At 57.3% G+C, this 19,558-nt stretch carries 21 protein-coding genes and 3 tRNA genes; 7 read left to right on the top strand and 17 right to left on the bottom strand.

What is annotated here, in order from left to right:
• Positions 1-14: 14 nt before the first annotated feature.
• The 4 genes from MOTHE_RS08655 to MOTHE_RS08670 all read right to left on the bottom strand — a co-directional run bounded on the left by MOTHE_RS08655 (position 15) and on the right by MOTHE_RS08670 (position 3,381).
• Positions 15-788 (bottom strand): 2-keto-4-pentenoate hydratase, encoded by a 774-nt coding sequence (locus MOTHE_RS08655; protein WP_011393278.1) that lies wholly within the window; start codon positions 786-788, stop codon positions 15-17.
• Positions 763-1,683 carry a molybdopterin-binding protein gene (locus MOTHE_RS08660; RefSeq protein ID WP_011393279.1) on the bottom strand — a complete coding sequence of 307 codons (921 nt, stop codon included), beginning with the start codon at positions 1,681-1,683 and terminating at the stop codon, positions 763-765. Before MOTHE_RS08660 ends, MOTHE_RS08655 begins: the two co-directional genes overlap by 26 nt.
• 92 nt (positions 1,684-1,775) lie before the next feature.
• A complete protein-coding gene (locus tag MOTHE_RS08665) occupies positions 1,776-2,579 on the bottom strand; it encodes a beta/alpha barrel domain-containing protein (protein ID WP_011393280.1) in 804 nt (267 codons plus the stop codon).
• On the bottom strand, positions 2,563-3,381 hold the full coding sequence (locus MOTHE_RS08670) for an IclR family transcriptional regulator (RefSeq protein ID WP_011393281.1): 819 nt from the start codon (positions 3,379-3,381) through the stop codon (positions 2,563-2,565). Before MOTHE_RS08670 ends, MOTHE_RS08665 begins: the two co-directional genes overlap by 17 nt.
• Before the next feature lie 356 nt (positions 3,382-3,737).
• On the opposite strand from MOTHE_RS08670, the gene MOTHE_RS08675 reads away from it, so the two are divergent.
• Positions 3,738-4,568: an SDH family Clp fold serine proteinase gene (locus tag MOTHE_RS08675; RefSeq protein ID WP_011393282.1), complete on the top strand. Its 831-nt coding sequence runs from the start codon at positions 3,738-3,740 to the stop codon at positions 4,566-4,568.
• Between the two features lie 106 nt (positions 4,569-4,674).
• Here the strand turns inward: MOTHE_RS08675 and MOTHE_RS08680 are convergent, their stop codons facing one another.
• From MOTHE_RS08680 to MOTHE_RS08700, 5 genes are all read right to left on the bottom strand, one after another.
• Entirely contained in the window at positions 4,675-5,019 is a 345-nt protein-coding gene (locus MOTHE_RS08680) for a spore coat protein (RefSeq protein WP_011393283.1), read from the bottom strand.
• Positions 5,020-5,031: 12 nt separating this feature from the next.
• The gene (locus tag MOTHE_RS08685) at positions 5,032-5,229 is read right to left on the bottom strand and encodes a hypothetical protein (protein WP_025773065.1); all 198 of its coding nucleotides are present in this window, start codon (positions 5,227-5,229) and stop codon (positions 5,032-5,034) included.
• 134 nt (positions 5,230-5,363) lie between these two features.
• The gene (locus tag MOTHE_RS08690) at positions 5,364-5,600 is read right to left on the bottom strand and encodes a glutaredoxin family protein (protein ID WP_489660286.1); all 237 of its coding nucleotides are present in this window, start codon (positions 5,598-5,600) and stop codon (positions 5,364-5,366) included.
• 71 nt (positions 5,601-5,671) lie between these two features.
• Entirely contained in the window at positions 5,672-7,063 is a 1,392-nt protein-coding gene (locus MOTHE_RS08695; RefSeq protein WP_011393286.1) for an aspartate aminotransferase family protein, read from the bottom strand.
• Positions 7,064-7,191: 128 nt separating this feature from the next.
• On the bottom strand, positions 7,192-8,577 hold the full coding sequence (locus MOTHE_RS08700) for a radical SAM/SPASM domain-containing protein (protein WP_053094920.1): 1,386 nt from the start codon (positions 8,575-8,577) through the stop codon (positions 7,192-7,194).
• 237 nt (positions 8,578-8,814) lie between these two features.
• Here MOTHE_RS08700 and MOTHE_RS08705 point away from each other — a divergent pair, with 237 nt between their 5' ends.
• Positions 8,815-9,048, top strand: coding sequence for a DUF1657 domain-containing protein (locus MOTHE_RS08705; protein ID WP_011393288.1), 234 nt, complete (start codon positions 8,815-8,817; stop codon positions 9,046-9,048).
• 79 nt (positions 9,049-9,127) lie between these two features.
• Here MOTHE_RS08705 and MOTHE_RS08710 read toward each other — a convergent pair whose 3' ends face one another.
• The 7 genes from MOTHE_RS08710 to MOTHE_RS08735 all read right to left on the bottom strand — a co-directional run bounded on the left by MOTHE_RS08710 (position 9,128) and on the right by MOTHE_RS08735 (position 16,056).
• A complete protein-coding gene (locus tag MOTHE_RS08710; RefSeq protein WP_053094921.1) occupies positions 9,128-11,833 on the bottom strand; it encodes an AAA family ATPase in 2,706 nt (901 codons plus the stop codon).
• Between the two features lie 4 nt (positions 11,834-11,837).
• Positions 11,838-13,124: a metallophosphoesterase family protein gene (locus tag MOTHE_RS08715; protein WP_053094922.1), complete on the bottom strand. Its 1,287-nt coding sequence runs from the start codon at positions 13,122-13,124 to the stop codon at positions 11,838-11,840.
• A gap of 125 nt (positions 13,125-13,249) precedes the next feature.
• A complete protein-coding gene (locus MOTHE_RS08720) occupies positions 13,250-14,536 on the bottom strand; it encodes a stalk domain-containing protein (RefSeq protein WP_011393291.1) in 1,287 nt (428 codons plus the stop codon).
• A gap of 239 nt (positions 14,537-14,775) precedes the next feature.
• Entirely contained in the window at positions 14,776-14,919 is a 144-nt protein-coding gene (locus tag MOTHE_RS12890; RefSeq protein WP_069590222.1) for a YvrJ family protein, read from the bottom strand.
• A 30-nt stretch (positions 14,920-14,949) separates the two neighbouring features.
• Positions 14,950-15,186 carry a hypothetical protein gene (locus MOTHE_RS08725; protein WP_011393292.1) on the bottom strand — a complete coding sequence of 79 codons (237 nt, stop codon included), beginning with the start codon at positions 15,184-15,186 and terminating at the stop codon, positions 14,950-14,952.
• 261 nt (positions 15,187-15,447) lie between these two features.
• Complete coding sequence (locus MOTHE_RS08730) at positions 15,448-15,669, bottom strand: DUF2922 domain-containing protein (RefSeq protein WP_011393293.1); 222 nt, start codon at positions 15,667-15,669, stop codon at positions 15,448-15,450.
• Positions 15,670-15,828: 159 nt separating this feature from the next.
• Positions 15,829-16,056, bottom strand: a complete 228-nt coding sequence (locus MOTHE_RS08735) for a DUF1659 domain-containing protein (protein WP_011393294.1) — start codon at positions 16,054-16,056, stop codon at positions 15,829-15,831.
• 293 nt (positions 16,057-16,349) lie between these two features.
• On the opposite strand from MOTHE_RS08735, the gene MOTHE_RS08740 reads away from it, so the two are divergent.
• The 5 genes from MOTHE_RS08740 to MOTHE_RS08760 all read left to right on the top strand — a co-directional run bounded on the left by MOTHE_RS08740 (position 16,350) and on the right by MOTHE_RS08760 (position 18,176).
• Positions 16,350-17,018: a potassium channel family protein gene (locus tag MOTHE_RS08740; protein ID WP_011393295.1), complete on the top strand. Its 669-nt coding sequence runs from the start codon at positions 16,350-16,352 to the stop codon at positions 17,016-17,018.
• A 178-nt stretch (positions 17,019-17,196) separates the two neighbouring features.
• Positions 17,197-17,271 (top strand) — tRNA-Gly (locus tag MOTHE_RS08745).
• Between the two features lie 12 nt (positions 17,272-17,283).
• Positions 17,284-17,359: transfer RNA gene (locus MOTHE_RS08750), tRNA-Cys, on the top strand.
• A 209-nt stretch (positions 17,360-17,568) separates the two neighbouring features.
• Positions 17,569-18,054, top strand: coding sequence for a PaaI family thioesterase (locus MOTHE_RS08755; protein ID WP_011393296.1), 486 nt, complete (start codon positions 17,569-17,571; stop codon positions 18,052-18,054).
• A gap of 33 nt (positions 18,055-18,087) precedes the next feature.
• A tRNA-Leu gene (locus tag MOTHE_RS08760) sits at positions 18,088-18,176 on the top strand.
• 133 nt (positions 18,177-18,309) lie between these two features.
• On the opposite strand, the gene MOTHE_RS08765 is transcribed toward MOTHE_RS08760, so the two are convergent.
• Positions 18,310-19,482, bottom strand: a complete 1,173-nt coding sequence (locus MOTHE_RS08765; RefSeq protein ID WP_053094923.1) for a tyrosine-type recombinase/integrase — start codon at positions 19,480-19,482, stop codon at positions 18,310-18,312.
• Positions 19,483-19,558: the final 76 nt, after the last annotated feature.

Consider the following 19,558-nt stretch of genomic DNA (forward strand, 5'->3'; position numbering starts at 1 on the left):
CTAACATCCCCTTGCTATATAAATTTCAGGCTCAGACTCCCCAGGCCGTAGAAGGATACGGTGAAGACATCGCCGGCACTGGCGTTCTCGGCTGCCGTCACGGCGCCGGATAGGATGATCTCCCCGGCCTCCAGGGCGATGTCAAAGGCGGCCAGCTTGTTGGCCAGCCAGGCTACGGCTGCGGCCGGGTGGCCCCAGACGGCGGCGCCGGCGCCGCTGCTGACCATTTCGCCGTTCTTCTCCAGCACCATGCCGATGAGGCGCAGGTCCAGGTCTTTTATGGGCACCATACGGCTGCCCAGGACCAGGCGAGCACTGGAGGCGTTGTCGGCGATGGTGTCCGGGAGTTTGATCTTCCAGTCGCGGATGCGACTGTCAACAATCTCAAAGGCCGGCATGATGCCTTCCGTGGCCCGGTAGACATCGGCAATGGTCACCCCAGGGCCCTTGAGGGGGTCCTTTAGGATGAAGGCCAGTTCGCCCTCCACCCGCGGCCAGAGGAGTTCCTCCCGCCGGCAGGGCTCACCCTCCAGCAGGAGCATGCTGTCCAGGAGGTGGCCGTAGTCAGGCTCATTGACTCCCAGCAACTGCTGCATCCCCTTGCTGGTCAGGCCGATCTTTTTACCGATGACCTTGCTGCCGCGGGCGAGTTTGGTCTCGATACCGGCCAGCTGGATGCGGTAGGCGTCTTCTACCGTCAGGTCCGGATAGGTCCCGGTCAAGGGTTCTATGGGCCTGCAGTTTGCTTCGGCTGCCAGGAGTTCAGCAGCAATGGCTCGATAATCCATGTTCGTGGCCTCCTTCTTTCATTACGCTGCGCCAGCGTTCCCGCAGGGCGCTGGCAATATATTCCGCCAGGGGCCCGCCTGCCAGGCCCTGCTCCAGGCCGGCCAGCAGCCGGTCGCAGCCCAGGCGCGCCTCCTGATGGGGGCCGGGCAGAGCCACCATTATGGTCATGCCCACCTGCCCCACGGCAATGCGGACTCCTTCTTTGTGGTGGCGCTGATAGTCGGGCTTAAACTTCAAGATCCAGGGGGTGTGGGCCTCCGGGTCCAGGCGTAAGATGGCTTCGACGCTGAAGTCTTTATCCTCAGCCCCGACGCCCCCGGTGGTGATAACCAGGCCGTAACCTTCTTCCAGGGCCCCTTCCAGGCGGTTGGCTGCCGCTACCAAATCGTCCTCGAGGACGCCGCCGAAGCGTGCCTGGTAGCCGTTCCTTTCCAGGGCGGCCAGGATATAGGGGGAATTGGTGTCCTTGATCTTACCGGCGATGACCTCGGCTCCAGAGGCAAAGACAATGGCCCGCCGGGTCACCGCCTGCTTGATGTCCCTGGCCAGGGTTGCCGACTCTGCCAGAACGCTGGCGGCCTCTTCTGGCTCCAGGGCGATGAGGCCCAGGACGCCTTCGGAATGGACGGCGGCCCCCGGTCCCAGGGTTACCCCGGGCAACTCCGCCAGCCGTTGCAGGATTACCCTCTCTTTGCCGGCTACGGCTTCGGCCCGGACCCGGCGCCTCAGGATGTCAAAGGCTACCAGGCCCGGCCGCACGTCGACCACCATTACTTCTTTCACCGGCAGCTCCAGGGCCGCGGCAGCAACGGCAGCCACCTGGCCCAGATCGGCCTTGCTCAAGTCGATATCGTCAATCCAGAAGGTCGTTTTCTCCAGCAGATCCCACTCCATAGTTTTCCCTCCTTTCCTGCGTCACGGATACCGAGATATAATTTGCTTTAGTTGGAATCTATAGGGAATTAATTAGGTTTCATCTAGTTAAACTACTCTGCTACATCCATGCTCAGATCTAACAGGGGGGCATCGATGATGGCCCGGCCTACGTCCACAATGTCGGCGCCGGCGGCGATAACGGCCTCCAATCCGGCCGGGGTGACACCACCGGCAAAGGCTATCTGGACCTGTTCCCGCCAGCCTCCGGTTCTGGCCGCCGTCACTGCCGCCTTCAGGTCCCGGAGGTTCCCGGTATCCACCATCAGGATGCCGGCCCCGGCCTCTGCGGCTACTGCGGCTTCGACTGCCACAGGCTGGAGTTCGCCACGCAGCTGCACGGCAATTACCCGTTCCGGATCATAGGCCCGGGCCCGGGCAACAGCCGGGCCGACACCGCCCAGGAGGCGGACATAGTTTTTATCCAGGTAGATAAAGGGCCGGTCGGTAATGCGTACCCCCGCCCCGCCAGTGGCGATGGCCCGGCGCAGGTCGGACCTTACCTCCGGGGCTACCTTCTTCCAGGCGCCGCAGACGACTTTGATGCGACCCCCGGCCCGGCGGACAAAATCGGCCGCCGCCGTAGCCACCCCCGAGGGTTTACCAATGGCACCCAGGAGCATTTCTTCGGCCCGGATGACCTCCTCCGCCCCGCCTTGGCCCCGAAGGATACAGCTTCCGGGTTCCAGGGGCGCTCCTTCGGAGGCCAGGATCGTAAACTCAAGGCCCAGCTCCCTGGCCTGTTGCTCCAACCGGGCAGCCCCGGAAAAGATCCCTTTTTCCCGGGACGTTATCTTAAAGATGAATTTTTTCCCCTCCAGGGGGGCAAAGAGGAAATCCCTAAGCTCCACTGGCATCACTCTCCACGACGGGCCGGTAACCCAACCCGGCCGAAATCTCGGCCGCCGTCCGGGTAATACGATCTATCGCCAGCTGCAGCCTCTCTCCGTCCATCCGGGCTGCCGGCCCGGAGACGCTGATGGCCGCGCAAACCTTGCCGTTGTGTTCCCGCAGGGGCGCCGCCACGCAACGAAGACCGTCCATGATCTCTTCATTATCAATGGCGTACCCCTGAGAACGGATTTTCTCTAATTCCGCTTCCAGCCGGCGCGGGTCGGTAATGGTATTCCTGGTGTAGCGGGGCAATCCCTTAAGAGCAATGATGCGCTTTACTTCGCTGGGGTGAAGGTAAGCCAGGAGCACCTTCCCCACCCCTGTGCAATGAGCCGGCAGGCGCATGCCCACCTGGGAAACAATACGCAGGGATTGGCGGCTCTCCCGCTTATCGATATATAAGACCTCGCCCTTATCCAGGATAACCAGGTGCACCGTCTCCTCCAACTCTTCTACCAGGTGCTGGATATAGGGGGCGGCCACCCGGCGGACGTCCCAGTTGTTGGCGACGGCGTTGCCGATCTCAAACAGGCGAATCCCCAGCCGGTAACGGCCGTCGAAGGCCGACTGCTCGATATAGCCATAGTCCCGCAGGGTAGATAGCAGGCCGTGCAGGGTACTTTTAGGTAGTTCCATCTCCCGGGCCAGCTCCGCCAGGGACATCTCCCGCTGGCTGGCCGCCAGGAGATCAAGGATCATCAGGGCCTTGGCCACCGAGCGTATCTGGGGTGGATGGTCTTTCCTACTGGTCTTTTTTGCCTCCACGGGAACGGCCTCCATTCGGTTATGTCAAACGATGTTCGTTATTTTAAGTATACAATATTCATTCCTAAAAAACCACCCTTACAGGCCTGGTAATATTCGACATAACCGAACGCCGTTTCGCTTTAATGCATGTTAAGAATTCGTTATTTTATTTGGTATTCCTGCTATACCAAAGCCCTTTTTGTTCGACATAGTCGCAAATTTAGCGGTTACCATGAACTAAGTGACCCCAGGTACCCGCGTGGATAACCTGGCATATCCTGTTGTCAGGAGAGGAATAATAGACTGCAACCAGCGCCTGGAGGAAACTTGTAGTGCCCGGTCTCTTAAGCATTTTGTGGAGGAGGTACTAGCACTTGGACTTTCTATCCATCATCTGGATTATCTTTATTATCTCGGCCTTCTTACCTATGATCCACCAGCGGCGGATTGAAGCAGCCCGCCTGCACCTCATCAAAACCTTTGAAAAAAGGCGGAACTCCCGCCTGGTCACCCTCATCCATCGCCAGGAGGCCCTGAGCTTTCTGGGCATTCCCCTGAGCCGCTATATCAATATTGAGGATTCCGAACAAATCCTCCGGGCCATCCGCCTGACCCCCGATGATATGCCCATCGACCTGGTTCTCCATACCCCGGGGGGCCTGGTCCTGGCGGCCGAACAGATTGCCCACGCCATCTTAAAGCACCCGGCCAAAGTTACCGTATATGTCCCCCACTACGCCATGTCCGGGGGCACCCTCATCGCCCTGGCGGCCGATGAGATCGTCATGGACGAAAACGCCGTCCTGGGGCCTGTAGACCCCCAGCTGGGCGAGTACCCGGCGGCCTCGATTATCAAGGTTATCGAGGAAAAGGATAAAAATAAGATCGACGACCGTATCCTCATCCTGGGCGACATTGCCCGCAAGGCCATGAATCAGGTCCGGGAGAGCCTGGTGGAACTCCTGGCTGAGAAAATGGAACGCCAGCGGGCCGAGGAACTGGCTACAGTTTTTAGTGAGGGCCGCTGGACCCACGACTACCCCATCGGTGTGGACCAGTTGATTAAAATGGGCCTCCCGGTGAAAACCGGCCTGCCCCGGGAGATATACCAGCTCATGGAACTTTATCCCCAGCCGGCCAGCCGCCGGCCTTCGGTGCAGTATGTACCCCTCCCCTACAGCCGTCGCGATGGTCAGCGGGATTAAGACCGCGGCCATGGGACTAAAAAGATACCCCCGGCCTGCCGGGGGTATCTTATCGCCATGCTGTGCTCTCCCGTGACAGCCGTAAAGGGAGAACTAACCTACCCTTTTAAATGCGGTACTGAGGTATACCACCCATCTGGGGCTGGCCCATGAAGGCACCGCCAGCCATACCGACCTGCTGCAGGCGCTGGTGCTCCTGTTGCATACGCTGCTGCAGCTGGCTGATCTCCTGCTGGCTGGCCAGATTCAACTGGTACCAGCCCCTGGCGTGCATGACATCCCATACTGCCTTCAGGCAATTTTGTTCATCCTGGTAAACAGCCATGAAATCCCGCCGCAACTGATCATTGGCGCATTCAGTAATGGCCGTGTTGTAGCAACTGGTTAAGAGCTTTTCGCTGGCCAGGCAATCGCTAAAAATACTCTTATCATCGAATCCCTGGATGGGCATTTACTTCCCCTCCTACATCAGTTGTTGTCCGCCCAGGTGGCGGATCAGGGTATTATAGTGGCGCTGGTGGGCCTGCTGCACCGAGGTGAGGACGTTCTTCAATTGCGGGTCGGTGCACTGGGCGGCAAAAGCCCCGAACTTTTGGATCATGAGCATTTCGTTGCTCAAGTTTTCCCGGAGCTGCATTAATTCCGCCTGGGTTAAACTCATCAGGTGGCCTCCTTTGTAAAAATATATCAATCGTCCATCATTTTTCCCTGCCGCCAGTAATCTATGCATACCTATACACCACCTGGGGTGGCCAAAAATAACCAGGCCGGGGCGGGTCCCCGGCCAGTGCAGGCTTAGTGCAAGATTTTTTGCAAGCGGGTCTCATCGAAGCCGACCATTACCTGGCCGTTGACCACCAGGGTGGGCACCGCTGTCTGGCCTGTGCGCCGGTACATCTCTTCCCGGGCCTGCTCATCGGTGGTGATGTCCTTTTCCTCGTAGTCAACGCCATGACGGGAAAGATACTCTTTCACCGTAGCGCAACTGGGTCAGGTCGGGGTGGTATAAACGATGACGTTGTCTTCAGGCATAGTTTAAAAAGCACTCGCACCTCCCGGCTGATTTTTTATTTAGTCTGCCGGGAATAGCAAGTATTTATGCCCTATTTACGTTTAAAGAGGGAACCCAGGGCGGTCCGGGTGCTGCTTAAGGTTACCCCCAGGAAACCATGGCCACGAAGCACGGCTTCGAGGGCATTCACTACATGGTCAATCTCTTCCTCACCGACGATCAGGGGCGGCTCCAGGCGGATGACGTTGGGGTTGTTCAGGGTGTAAGCTGTTATCACCTGGTACTTGTTCATGAGTTCGCCGGCTACCAGGGAACCGAAGTACTCTCCTGCCAGTTCGTTAACCTTGCCCCGGGTCAGTTTATCTAACAGCCCTCCCACCGGCTGGTTAAATTCCAGGCCGATGATCAGGCCGCGGCCGCGGACGTCTTTAATTAGATCGTACTTTTCCTTTAGCTGCCGTAACCTCTCCAGGAAATAACGCCCCATAGCAGCCGCCCGGCCGGCCAGGTCCTGATCCAGGATGCTCTGCAGGGCTGCCAGGCCGGCGGCTGTGGCCAGGCTGTTGCCGCCGAAGGTGGAGGTGTGGAGCAGGGCTTTGTCCATACCGCCGTAAGCCCGATCCCATACTGCCGGCCGGGCAATATAGGCGCCGATTGGCATGACGCCGCCGCCCAGGGACTTGGCCAGGCACATAATATCCGGGACCACGCCCTCATGCTCGCAGGCAAATAGATAACCAGTCCGGCCAAAGCCCGTCTGGATCTCATCGATAATCAGCAGGCTGCCGTAGCGGTCGCAGAGTTCCCGCGCCCCTTTAAGGTAACCGTCATGGGGAACGATAACCCCGCCTTCGCCCTGGATGGGTTCGACGATAAAGGCGGCCGCGTCCCGGCGGGAGAGTTTGGCCTCCAGGGCTTCCAGGTCGTCATAGGGGACGGCCTCACAGCCAGGTAACAGGGGACCGAAGGGACGCTGATATTTCTGGCGCCCGGTGACCGATAAAGAACCGAAACTCTTGCCATGAAAGGAGTTCTGGCAGTAAATAATCTTCTCCCTACCTGTAGACGCCCGGGCGAGTTTCAGGGCGCCCTCCACCGTTTCAGTCCCGCTGTTGCTAAAAAAAACCCGCTCCAGGTCGCCCGGAGTAACCTGGGCCAGGTTATGGGCCAGGGCTGCCGCCAGGGGATTGAGGGAAGCCTGGAGGAGGTTGGGGCGGCCCATGGCCTCTTTGACTGCCGCCAGCACCTCCGGCGGGTTATGGCCCAGGTTCAGGGCGCCGTAGCCGCCCAGGAAATCAAGGTAGCGTTTACCGTCCTTATCCCAGACCGCCATTCCCTCGGCCCGGACAAAGGCCTTGTCGAAGTCCAGCAGGGCCAGCATCGTGGCCAGGCCAGGATTGATATAACGACGGTAGAGATCCCTGGTTTCCTGGCGGCCGGCCTGCAGGGCCGTCTCCAGGCTGATTATTTTCTCTCCTGTCAATCCTCCCACTTACCTTTCCGCAAAAATATTTAACCAAACAGGGGTCGGCCCTTTTAAGGGTGCAAAAAATAATTGACCCTAAAGGGCTCTCCCTTTAAGGTCATTTTACCATTTCTACCCTTGATTGTTCAATGGGCCTGGCAGCACCTGTCTCCCGCAGCTGTCTTACCCGCCTTCCCGGCCTCATTCCAGATGCGGTCGGCGATGGCCCCCCAATCCCGGGCGTAGGGGGCCAGTTTGGCCGCGAACTCCTCCGCTGTCTCGTCAGCGTGGAGCTGGGTCGAGCGGGCGCCCGCCTCGGCCACCATCTCCCGCAGCATCTCCGGGTTGTCGATAAGGGGGCAGGGCCGGCGCAGGTTGGTATTAAAAGGCTGGCGTTTCTGATAGGCCCAGAAAAGGGGGTTCTGCAGGGCCTCCACCAGGCTGATATGGTTAATATTACAGGTACTGTAGTGGACAAAGGCGCAGGGCTCTACTTCCCCGGCGGCGTTGATGTGGAAGTAGCGCCGGCCGCCGGCGATACAGCCGTTGCTCGCCTCGCCGTCGTTCCAGAAGTCCACTAGAAAGATGGGTTTCGTCTGGCGGAAATACTGGATGCGGTCGAACATCCAGGCCCGCTGCTCCGGCGTGGCCATCATCTCCAAGTCCACGTCCTTGCCGATGGGGATATAGGTGAAATACCAGCCAAAGGCCACGCCCTTTTCCACCAGCATATCTACAAATTCCTCGCTGCCCAGTTCCTCGGTATTGTTACGGCTGTAGGTGACCGAGACCCCGTATACGGCCCCGGCCTCGCGCATGAGATCCATGGCCTGCATCACCCTGGCGAAAACGCTTTTACCCCGGCGGGCGTCGGTCTTTTCCTCAAAACCTTCCAGGCTCAGGGCTACGGTAATATTACCCAGGCGAACCATGTCGTCCACAAAGGCCCGGTCAATCAGGGTACCGTTGGTAAAGAGATGGAAGACCTGGTCGGGATGTTTCTCTGCCAGGCGAACAATATCTCCCCGCCGCATCATGGGTTCCCCCCCGGAGAGGACAATAAAGTTGATCCCTAGCTTCTCCCCCTCAGTAACTACCCTGTCCATAGTGGCGAAATCCAGCTCCCGGGCCCGCTGGTAGTCGCCGGCCCAGCAGCCCCGGCAGTGGAGGTTACATTTCTCCGTCGGGTCCATGAGAATGGCCCAGGGCACTGCCACTCCCAGTTTCGCCGCCCATTCCTTTTGCCGCGGTACGCCAATAAAGGTAGAATTAACAAAAAAATCCATGGCCAGGCGCTGGCGAATATTGGGATGGGTTGTGGTCAGCAACCGTCGGGCAAACTGGTACCAGTTGCCTTCTTTATTTTCCAGTACTTTCTTAACGTTGGCTACCATCTCCCGGTGGTAGGGGTCCCGCGCCAGTTTTTCGGCCAGGGTGATCAGGCGCGGGATATTTTTTTCGGGATTATTGAGAATCAATTTTACCCCCTGCTCCAGTACCTTTTCACCGACATAGGTTGCCGCCAGGTTCAAAGTCAAAACCTCCTTACCCTTAAGTTTATTAAAACGCAAAAGGTGGCACTAACGTTTTCAACGTTAACTACCACCTCCCGAAATACCCAAAAGACCAATTTTTATTTTAATTATATGCTTCTGTCCATATTTGGTCAAGGGCTCCCTTAAGGGTAGAAATTGTCCCTTATATTATCCCCGGCCAAGGTAAAACTATAAAACGAACAGGGACCAAAACTGCAAAGGAGGCTGCATCTTATGACCATTGGTACTCAGATGCACCAGACCCTCACCAGCCTGGAAGGCGCGGTAGCTGACCTGAAAACCTACGCCCTGCAAACTGAGGACAAAAACGCCAAGAAACAGTTCACCGACTACGCCAACCAGCTCGATAGTATTGCTCAGGGCTTAAAGGGCCGGGTCAATTACCTGGAAAGCCAGGAACCCCAGTACAAGGTCTTCCAGAAGGCGCAGCAACCCCAGCAGCAGTAGTGTCCCTTTTAGTATAGCCCCCGCCAGTGCGGGGGCTTTTTAAGAAACGGAGGCTATTGTCTGGCCGCCGGGGAAGCCTCTACCCGAGCTCTTCTACGTTAAACAGCCTTCCCTTTAGTCCGCTGTAGTTCTCTGGGTGACAGGTAAGGATTATTATCTGCAGTTTCTCTGCTGCGGCGGCCAACAAATCCAGAATGCGGCTACGGCGGCCGGCGTCTGTATTTACCAGGGCGTCGTCCAGGACCACCAGCTGTCGTTCGCCGGCGCCCAAAAAACGCCCAAGGGCCAGGCGGATGGCGACCATAAGCTGTTCCTGGGTGCCTACCGAGAAGACATCCAGGGGTTGCGGGTCTGCCACTCCCACCTTTAGGCCGGCCAGGGAAAGATCGGCATTCAGTTCGACGCTACGTTCCCGGCGGCCGGTAATCTGCTGAAAGAGGTCGCTGACTTCCTGCCTCACCGGCCCGGTGAGGCTGTTCAGCATCTGGTCCCGGCGGTTGTGCATGATCAGGTGTAATAACCAGATAGCCCAGGCGTACCGGGCCGCGTGCTGGTATTCAGCACCTGCCAGTTCATATTCCTCTTCCAGGCCGGCCAACCGGGAATAGAGACCCTGGCCACTGCTAAGATCCAGCTGTGTTTTCAGGCTGGTAAGCTTGTCACGGACCACCAGGATTTCCCGTTCGAGTTCTTCCCTCTTTTTTTCCACCCGGTTTGCTTCTTGTTCAATTTCAGCAGCATTGGTGGGGAGGCGATGCTTAAGCTCTTCCAAGGTCAGGGTTTTGTTGCTCCTGGCCGTCTCCGCAGCCACCAGTTCGGCCTGCAATTTGGCGGCGGAGCCGCCCCAGGCCTCCAGGCGCCGGGCACGTTCTTCCCTGGCGGCCCTGATCCGGGCTTGCAGGGTCTCCAGCTTCTTCTGCTCTTCTGCTAGCCTTCGTTCCAGGTCCTGAAACTGCTGCCTCAGCTGGGTTACCACCTGTTTCTGTTTTTCCTCCTCTTCCTGGAGGTTTTTCACCTGCACCTTCAGGGGAGTGATATCCGGTCCCGGTAGGGCCAGAAGTTCCTCCCCGGTAATCCCCAGGGCGGCACATTGCTCCGCCAGGGCAGTCTGTTCCGTTAAGACCTGCTTTTCCATGGCCTCCAGGGTATTACCCGGGCCGAGGACCTGCCCCAGGTTGTCCCCCAGAGCCTTCAACTCCGTCCTTTGGCGGACGCTCCAGTTATACCTTTCCTGCAATTCGTCCACACTGGCAACGCCAAAAGCGGCCAGGGTATGCTCCAGATCTTGCCGCAGGCCGGCAATCTCCTGTAAAAGCTTATGCAGGTCCCTGGAACCCGAACGTACCTCCAGGAGGCCGGCGCCGGGTATCTCCAGGGCGAGGCGGTCGGTGGCATCCAGGAGAAGGGGTTGATCCGGGCCCACCCGGCGCTTCTCCCGGCCGGCTGCAGTGGTAACGCTAAGCTCCAGGTCGCGATAGGCCCGGAAATTGATGCTCAGGCCCATGGCCCGGGCCTCGGCCTCCAGGGAATTAATACGGTTCCAGGTTTCTGTGACGGTCTTGACCTCTTCCGGGCCGGGCAGGGGTTGCCGGGCCAGCTCGCCCTCCAGGGCGGCAATCCGGGCGGTAACCTGGCGGGCTTTCTTAAGGCGCCGGGACAGCTCGCCGATTCGCACTAGGCGCTCCCGGGCCTGCTGCCGGTCATAGGATTGCTGCAGGGCTTTGCGGGCCCGACCCAGTTCATTTTCCAGGGTTGCCAGGCGTTCTTCAGCGGCACCCAGCTTTTGACCCGCCTCCTGCCAGGCGTTACCCAGGGACGCCAGGGAATCTTTCTCCTGATTTATTTCGGCGTTAGCCAGGTTAATGCTTTCTTCCAGCTCGTTAACCCGGCACCATTCTGTTTTTAATTTTTCCCAGATGGTAGTGGCCGTTTTTACTTCGGCTTCCGCCTGCCGGTAGCCGGCCTGCAAGGTTTTAATGGCCTCGACCTGTTCCTTTAATCCCTTCTCCCTTGCCCGGAGGCCGGCCAGTTCCTGTTGCAGCGCCTCATGGCGTGCCTGCTGCGTTTCTAGTTCTGCCACCACCTGGTTAACCTGCTCCAGGGCTTGCCGGAGGGTAGCCAGCTGCTCCTTGATCTCCTCCAATCTCTGCCGGGCTTGATGCACGGGGGAGCGGGCCTGGAGGACGCCCCGCTTCTGGGTATAAATCTCACTGTATTTCCTGTCGATTACCGCCAGCAGGCGGTCATCAGCAGGGGTAAAAATGGTGGAGCCCAGAGACTCACGGAAGTAGTCCTGGACATTGCCCGTTAGGGCCGGGGCCGTCAGGCGTTCCCTGTCCTGGGGCATCCAGAGGAGATGGGCCAGGCCCCACTGGGAGCTTTTGGTCAAGCCACGGCCCGCCATCTGAGCCTGCATCATCTGGAAGACCATCTCGTCGGCGGCTTTACCCCGGGCCAAATCCTGGTAGCCCCCTCCTGTCCATTCGGACAAGGTGCACCGGGCTTCGTCCAAAAAGCCCTTGTCCAGCCGGTAGCGCTTGCCGCCGGCGGTGAACTCCACCTTAATGATGGGATTCAGCGCCGTACCCCAGGGACGGAACCTGGCAATCTCCTCGCCGCTCACGTTATGGCGGTTCAAAAAGGCCAGGATCAACCCCCAGATAAGGGTTGACTTACCGCATTCATTGGGGCCGTAAATGATATTGATCCCCGGGTCGAAACCTGTCAGGGCCACGGGGTTGCGGAAACGACGCAAACCGGCAACAGTCAGGGAGTGCAGGAACACTGCTTTAGACCTCCTCTACTACTTCGGCCAGCACTCCCAGGGCCTCCCGGACGTCCCCGGGTTTGATGCCGGCCCGGAGTATCCTGTCGATCAGGTCGGCATCCAGACTGGTTCCCGGGTCTGCTACATTTTCCACGTCTTCCAGGGGTTGCCCCAGGCTCCTGGCCAACGCGGCCAGGTCGGCGATGGCAGCCCGCAGGAAGGGCTGGGAGCGAGCCCTGTTCTGGAGCTTTGGCGTCAGGGGTTGCGTAGCCAGGCGGGTGGTATCCAGATCGAGGTATAGCAACCGGGCCTCCAGCCAGTCCCGGAGTTCCTTCAGCCAGGATTGATCCCCGCTGGTATCCCGCCCGTAAAGGGCGAGGCGCAGGAGGGTCTGGCCGGGGCTGGCCAGGCCTTCCACCCGGAGTTTAAGAGCCCGGACGGTTTCCCGGGGGTCGCCGTGGACCTCCTGCCGCCAGGTTTCCCAGCCCAGGGTGCCGGTCTTTATCTTTTCCACCCGGGGCGGCGCGCCGTACCCTTCAATAGTTACCAGGGCTGCTGTGCCGCTGTCTCGTTCCTCAAAGCCGGTGGGTTCCGGAGTGCCGGGATAAAAAGTCCGGTCTCCGTACTGGAAAAAGGAATGCCAGTGGCCCAGGGCCAGGTAATCCAGGCCCCGGCGTTCCGCCGCCTCCGGCGGAATGGGAAAGTCATCGGACTGGTAACGCCCCTCGATGCGCAAGGAGCCATGGGCAACGCCGATGTTGATGACTCCTCCCGGTACCGGTGCCATCTTTTCTGTGGGGTCTTCCGGGGAATTTTTAGCCCGGTTGGGCGCAGGCAGCAGGACCACACCGGGCAGAACAGTAACGGGCTGGTTAGTACGCAACAGATGAATATTGGGGGCCAGACCCTCCCTGAAGACGCGGCGCTCATAAACGGCATCAGGAGTCAGGGGGTCATGGTTACCGGGGAGGATATAGACTGGAACCGGTGCGGCCAGGGAGAGAATCTGGACTACCTGGTGGGCGAGTTTATTATCTACCTGGTTGTCTTCAAAGACATCGCCGGCAATGATGATAAAGTCCAGCCGGCGCTCCCGGGCGATTTCCATTAAACGCCGGGCCGTCTCCAGGCGCGCCTCCCGCACCCGGGCGGCTACCGGCGCCACGTGCCGGGCCTTCATACCCACCTGCCAGTCGGCTGTATGGAGAAAACGGATCATATTATCACCGCCAGAAAATAGGACCTGGTGCATTATTAAAACCTGCACCAGGGGGAATAATTCGCCGCGCGGTATCCAAATCCTGCTCAAACTTCACCTCCTATCCAGGGACCATTTAGGAAGACATCTTGACCAGCTAATTTACCAGCGTAGCTGGCCTGGTTTAAACAAATTACAAAGGGGCGAACGATTGTCGGACCGTTCACCCCTTTACTTTATTTCGCCGCCAGGGCTTTCAGCCAGTAATCCTCAATAATGCTCTGGCCGTAAGTAATGCCCGGAACCGCCCAACGGGCGTTGAGTCCCTGCCAGGTGGTGGCGGAGCCGCGCTGTACCAAATTGAAGCGCGGGTCATAGAGCACCTTACCCGGGGGCAAGGGTTTTTTAGTGGCGTAGGCATAAAGGTGTTGAATATGGGCTTCGACCCCGATTTCCGGGGAAGCGAAGATGGCCCCGTAGACGCCGGGCGCGAACCGGACTTTAGTGGGATCGGCGCCATTAAGGGGCTCATTCCCCGTATTGGGACTGCTAAGGGCCCCCAGGCCGCAGTAATTATTCTGGTCGGGCTTGACGCTCCCGGTAAACTGCCAGAAGTTGGTCTCCTTGGCCGCCTGGGCAAAGGCCAGGTCCCCGCGGATGCCGTACTCGGCGCCGAGCCGCAGGTACAGTTCGGCCAGATCCGGGATGGGAAGCAGGTCGCGGTGGTACTGTTCCTGCATCTTGACCCGCAGGCGGGGGATTTCACTGGCGATCCAGGCCCGGAGCTGGGCGGCGCTGGCTACCGGTTGCCCCTCGATGGTGATATCGGCGACGTTTAACACCGTGCCGTCGGGCAACTTGACCTGCTGGTCATACTTCTTGAGGTACCCCAGGAATTCCCGGAACTGCTGCAGTTGTTCCCGGCCGAAAGATGAGGGATCCATCTTTAAGAGTTCGGCGGAGTTGATTACTGTCCCGTCCAGCAACCGCAGGTTGCTTCGGTAACCGGCTAACTCTAGCAGCAGTTTATAAGTAGCGGATCTAATTTCTACTGTACTGGTGGAGGCCACCCAGTTAACTTCGCAACCGAGGGCTTCGCCCACCGCCCGCAGGGGAACTACTGTCCGCCCTGCAGGGGTTATGTAAGGGCGCCCCAGAGAAGGAGGGAGTTGTAAAATCTTACCATCAATGATAATCTGTACCTCTCCCTGATTCTTTCGATCATCCGCCGGGGGTGGAACCGATGGCGTTTCTCTGGTAGTGATAATAACCCGATTGGCATCCTGTTGCCAGTCCACCCTGGCTCCCAGTTTTTCACTGATGATCCTTAAAGGAACGTAGGTCCTGTTCCCCATTATAAAAGCTCCCTGGTCCCCTGCCGGTACTGTCAGTGGTTTGTTGTCAATCACCAGTTTAACGCTTTCGCTGGCAGCAGCGGCAGGCACCGGCACTACTGCCAGAGAACTGGCACACAAGAGCAACGTAGCAGCCTTCTTAATAATGCAGCGATTAATGACAGGCACACCCTTTCCTGAATAGCTGGTTGTTGATAGCTATTCGTCACTTATACGGGATTTTCCTGCCAGAGGAGTGCATAGAAAAAAGCAGCCCCCTTACAGCCAGGGACTGCTTTTATTATTCCGGCAGACGATGATCAGGTCGCCCAGGCGGTTGACCTACCCGGCCAGGAAGGGCGTTGCCCCCGGACCTGCTTTTTGCTTTTATTATATCCGAACAAACGTTCTGGACCAAGGGGCCTAGCTCACCCCCTGTTTCCCAGGGTCCGCGCCAGGTCATTGATGGCCACTGTCAGGTCGTCGAGCTTTTTCTCGATTCGAACTAATAGATAAAAAGCAATAACCATCGGGAAGCCATAGTTGCCAATCTGAACCCAGAGGTTTTCCATAATTACTTCCTCCCTATTTATTTACCAGGGCTATCCCCTGACCTGGACGGCCCGCCGGCAAATATCCCCTGCCCGGGTTACCGTTTCCCGGGCCCTGCCCAGGAGTGCTTCCAGGGCTGCAGCGCACTCGCCGCAGAGAATGAAGTCCCCGATTAAGTCGTCATCTTCCAGGAGTAGAATTTTACGCTCCACGACCTGCTGGCGGTCGCAGCAGTCACAACGTCCCCGGCGTTGCCGGGCGAAAAAGGCAAACCGTACCTGGTACATGCTTATCACCTCGTAATTGATAGGTTTATCCCGGTGGCATTTTTTGAAGCGAACAACTTGGTCTGAGGGGTGAAACAGCCCAGGCGAAGCCGAAAAGCAAAGACATAACCATTAAGAAGGGCCGGGAACACCGTCCCGGCCCGGAGTTGTGTCAGCACTCAACGCAATGTTGTGGGCGAACTGATTTCTGGCCGCTCCACGAGGACTACAAAGCGAGCGCCAACAATATCAGCCGGTAGTGAAGTTATTTCCGGTGTAGTTTTAAGAAGCGATGATATCAGTCACATCCCGGGTGACGATGCGGGCACCGGTAATAGCCGTCAGGTCGCCGCCGGGCGAAGTGAAAATGTTCCTGGCCAGGATAAGATCCATGGCGGCACGGACGTCGGCCTCGGTCAAATTCTCCCTGGGTTCCTGGATGACCAGGGTGGTACGACGCCCGGCGGCGTTCTGGAAGATTAGCTCCAGCCGTTTTGTCGGCATGATTGTCCACCTCCTTTCAGTAAGATGGAAAGTAGCGGGGAAGTTGGGGAGGGCGGCCCAGCCCGGCCCTCCCTGGGTTCCTCCTTCACCTGGCCATGTCACTTTACCTGACGTGGCGGCTATCGTCCCCCTACTTCCCTGCCGACCGGCGCCCCGTCCCTAGGCGCCGGCGCTGAGGTCGCCTTCGTTGATCCGGCTGATGGCGCTGACCGGATAAACCTGCAACCCGCCTAGAGCTTGAGCTACGTCATAAACGTCCTGGTCAGTAGCCTCCGGTTTTACGCGGTTGTAGGTACGTACCCGGTAAATAGGTTGACCGTTAGCGTTGGTACCGGTCTGGACCCGGATTCGCAGGCTGGAAGCCAGCGGGGTGTTGGTAACAGGCATTTTTTTCACCTCCCTTCGGACAGCTTTAGCATAGCACGGCTACCCGCAAAAGGCGAACACACGTTCGCGGGAATTACGAAAGAAATCCCTTCGTCCCCCACTTCTTCCGCCTATTGATCGGCCGATCCTCCCCCGGAACGAAAGGCAGCAGGGCGTAATACCGGCATAACCTTGAAATCACCGGGACAAAAATTCTGGCTGGCCAGGGGCGTCCGTACCGAGGTAAATAAAATTTATCAAGGAAGGAAGTGGGGCTATTGGAGCGAATAGATATAAAAGAAAGGGGTTGGGTCATGAGGATCATAATTGTAGGTGGCGGCAAAGTGGGTTACCAGGTGGCCAGGCAGTGCGCCGCCTGGGGCTGCGACGTGGTCCTGGTGGAAAACGACCGGCAAAAGGGAGAAAAAATAAAGGGGGAACTCGGCCTGCAAGTAGTCATCGGCGATGGCACCAAGGCCCACTTTCTAAAAAAAGCGGGAGCCGAAGAAGCCGATATCGTGGTAGCAGTAACCGACGACGACCAGGACAACCTGGTTATTTGCCAGCTGGCAGAGCGCCAGTTTAAGGCCAAGCGTACCCTGGCCCTGGTTAATAATCCGGGCAATGAGAAACTCTTCCGCTGGTTGGGGGTCAACCAGGTAATCGGCCCGGCCTCCCTCATCCTGGGGCTCATCCAGGAAAGGGTGGACATGGATTCCACGGCCGCCATGTGGATGCAGGGCATCAAAGACCTAAAGATGATCCAGTTCAAGCTCGGTCCCGAAGCACCCGTTCTGGGGCGGAAGATCAAGACCATACCATTTCCGAATGAGTGTATCCTGGTGACCGTTGTGCGGGAAAATACGGCAATTGTCCCCTGTGGAAATACTGTGCTGGAAGAAGGGGATCTGGTCTTTGCCCTGGCCAACCCGGCCGTCCAGGCGGAATTAGAGCGTGTTCTGACGGGAAAAAACGATAATTGAACCCCTGCGGTCCTGGACGGGCCTACCCGGTGAAAAGGAAGCGGACTTGTAAGTAATGGCGTGGTAAGTTCGGGCTTCAGGCGTGCGCTCTCCTTCAGGTTTATTTTAACCTGAGGGATCGCGGGGGGCCTTGACAGGACCTGCAGTCACGTGCTATAATCAGCTATGCAATGAGCGAGCGGAAATAGCTCAGCGGTAGAGCATCGCCTTGCCAAGGCGGGGGTCGCGGGTTCAAATCCCGTTTTCCGCTCCATTTTTATATCCTGGCGCGGTGGCGAAGAGGCTAACGCCGCGGTCTGCAAAACCGCTATTCGCCGGTTCAAATCCGGCCCGCGCCTCCAGGTTGGTAAAATTGTAGAGCCATCCTACTATCGGCAGGATGGCTTTCTTGTTACATGTAATAGATTAGCTGTTAGGATTTAATTGCGCCTCCCTTTGCTGGTTGAGCAGCTCTTCCAGCTCCTCCTCCAGGTCTTCTAATTGCTAAACTAGATATAGAAACCCCTCCTTGCCTGCTTTGGAAGTCAATTATAACAAAAGGAGTGGCGCCATGAAAGGGGATTTTTACCGGCCTGCTGGTGATATGGAGCTGCAAAAATGTCTTTCTCTGGTCCTACCTGAAAATCCCCTCGCCAATCTCCTGGGCCTCAAAGTTGTCGAGATCGGCCCTGGCCGTAGCGTGGTGCAGTTAAAGGTGTTACCTAAGCATCTAAACCCATGGAAGACCCTGCATGGCGGTGTCTATGCCGCCATGGCCGACCTGGCCATGGGCACGGCCGTACGGACTACAGGTAAGCAAGCAGTGACCCTCAACCTGCAGGTAGGATATTTACGCCCGGTGCAGCCAGGTCAGGTGGTTGTTTGCCAGGGGATGGTAATCCATGACGGTGACCAGATGGTGGTTACGGAAGCGAAGATGGTGGTAGATGAACGGCCGGTAGCTACAGCCGGGGGGATATTCTACGTAAAGCAGGAAACTGGTACTTCCATTACCGGAGCATTCAGAGGCGGGGAATTTAAAGTTAGTATTGAATAGCCCGGCGTTTATATGATATAATTTTTCTTGCCTGCGAGAGTGGCGGAATCGGCAGACGCCCGAGACTTAAAATCTCGTGGACCTTTTGGTCCGTGCGGGTTCAAGTCCCGCCTCTCGCACCAAGAAAATCAAGGCCTGAAAGGCCTTTTAAAGATAAAGCGGTTTTACAATTTATGGTTGTTTGACTGCTATCTTACTGCTATTTGCTTCAGTGGGTATGAAAAACCGGGGTGGCGGCCCCGGTAATATTGGATGTTACTTTATGGTCCCTTCCTTTGGGGAAGAGTTTTCTTTTGGTTGCAGCAGACCGTCAATCCTTTCAGCCGCCTTCTCCTGTAGCCCCGGCAGGATATGGGAATAAATGTCCAGGGTTATGCTAACCGTGGAGTGGCCCAATCTTTCTTGAACGACTTTGGGATGAACACCCTCAAGAAGGAGTAAAGTAGCGTGGGTGTGCCGCAGGTCATGCAGCCGGATATGCGGCAGGCCAGCCTTATCCAGCAAGCGGTTGAAGTACTCGGCAAACCCTTTAGGATCACGAGGCCTGCCGTTTTCCACTGGGAAAACCAAGTCGTGGTCTTCGTAGTCAGGACCTAAAATGAGTTTATTCTGGTTAACCCAGGCTTTATGTCGTTTCAATGCAGCGACTACACTCGGCGGCAGGGGTATTTGCCTCCGGCTCTTTTCAGTTTTCGGCTCCTCGAATTTAAGCCCTTCCCTTGTGCGTATCAAGGATTGGCGTACCTGAAGGATGCCTTTCTGCAAATCGAGGTCTTGCCAGCGCAAACCTAATATTTCACCCCGCCGCAGGCCCGTCCCCAGGGCCAGCAAAAACGCCGGGTAAAGGGGGTCCTGTTTAGCTGTTTCCAGGAATCGTTTTACCTGCTCCGGGTTTAACGGTTGGACCTTCTTCTTCGGGTGCCGTGGCGGTTTAGCGGCCTCGGTCGGGTTCTGCAAAAGCAGCCCACTCTCCCTTGCCTGGCTCATGGCCTCATGGAGAACAACGTGGATATAGCGTACCCTGGTCGGCGATAAGCCGCTTTCGAGTTTAGACGCATAAAGCCGTTGTATATCAGCCGGTTGGAGTTTCTTCAGCGGAATACTGCCCAGAGTAGGAATAACGTGGAGCCTTAAAACCGTTTCGTAGCTTTCCCATGTGCTCTGCCGCAAATGAGGCTTTGCATAATCAGTAAGCCAGCGATTTAGCCATTGCTCGACGGTAATCTTCGACGGCTCAATAAAGCCGCCGTTTTGCTGCTGGTAAAGGGCCTGGGTCAGTTTTTCCAGGACCTCCTTCTTGCTCTTACCGTAAAGGGTTAACCTTCTCTGCTTCCCCTCATGGTCAATGCCTACAGTTATTTGCGCCGTCCATCGCCCGTCAGGCCGCTGGTAAACCGTACCCTCCCCGTGGCCTCTCCTTTTTGGCATCACTATTCCCTCCTTTTACCATATTTACCATTTATACCGTTTGGTGCAAGGCCTCTTAAAATCGCTGGTAATAGAA

Source organism: Moorella thermoacetica, from assembly GCF_001267405.1.
GTDB classification, from domain to species: domain Bacteria; phylum Bacillota; class DSM-521; order Neomoorellales; family Neomoorellaceae; genus Neomoorella; species Neomoorella thermoacetica.

Excerpts from the sequence above, each read along its gene's own strand:
- MOTHE_RS08655 (WP_011393278.1), bottom strand. The coding sequence starts at position 788 with ATGGATTATCGAGCCATTGCTGCTGAACTCCTGGCAGCCGAAGCAAAC.
- MOTHE_RS08660 (WP_011393279.1), bottom strand. The coding sequence starts at position 1,683 with ATGGAGTGGGATCTGCTGGAGAAAACGACCTTCTGGATTGACGATATC.
- MOTHE_RS08665 (WP_011393280.1), bottom strand. The coding sequence starts at position 2,579 with ATGCCAGTGGAGCTTAGGGATTTCCTCTTTGCCCCCCTGGAGGGGAAA.
- MOTHE_RS08680 (WP_011393283.1), bottom strand. The coding sequence starts at position 5,019 with ATGCCCATCCAGGGATTCGATGATAAGAGTATTTTTAGCGATTGCCTG.
- MOTHE_RS08685 (WP_025773065.1), bottom strand. The coding sequence starts at position 5,229 with ATGAGTTTAACCCAGGCGGAATTAATGCAGCTCCGGGAAAACTTGAGC.
- MOTHE_RS08705 (WP_011393288.1), top strand. The coding sequence starts at position 8,815 with ATGACCATTGGTACTCAGATGCACCAGACCCTCACCAGCCTGGAAGGC.
- MOTHE_RS12890 (WP_069590222.1), bottom strand. The coding sequence starts at position 14,919 with ATGGAAAACCTCTGGGTTCAGATTGGCAACTATGGCTTCCCGATGGTT.
- MOTHE_RS08725 (WP_011393292.1), bottom strand. The coding sequence starts at position 15,186 with ATGTACCAGGTACGGTTTGCCTTTTTCGCCCGGCAACGCCGGGGACGT.
- MOTHE_RS08730 (WP_011393293.1), bottom strand. The coding sequence starts at position 15,669 with ATGCCGACAAAACGGCTGGAGCTAATCTTCCAGAACGCCGCCGGGCGT.
- MOTHE_RS08735 (WP_011393294.1), bottom strand. The coding sequence starts at position 16,056 with ATGCCTGTTACCAACACCCCGCTGGCTTCCAGCCTGCGAATCCGGGTC.
- MOTHE_RS08740 (WP_011393295.1), top strand. The coding sequence starts at position 16,350 with ATGAGGATCATAATTGTAGGTGGCGGCAAAGTGGGTTACCAGGTGGCC.
- MOTHE_RS08755 (WP_011393296.1), top strand. The coding sequence starts at position 17,569 with ATGAAAGGGGATTTTTACCGGCCTGCTGGTGATATGGAGCTGCAAAAA.
- MOTHE_RS08765 (WP_053094923.1), bottom strand. The coding sequence starts at position 19,482 with ATGCCAAAAAGGAGAGGCCACGGGGAGGGTACGGTTTACCAGCGGCCT.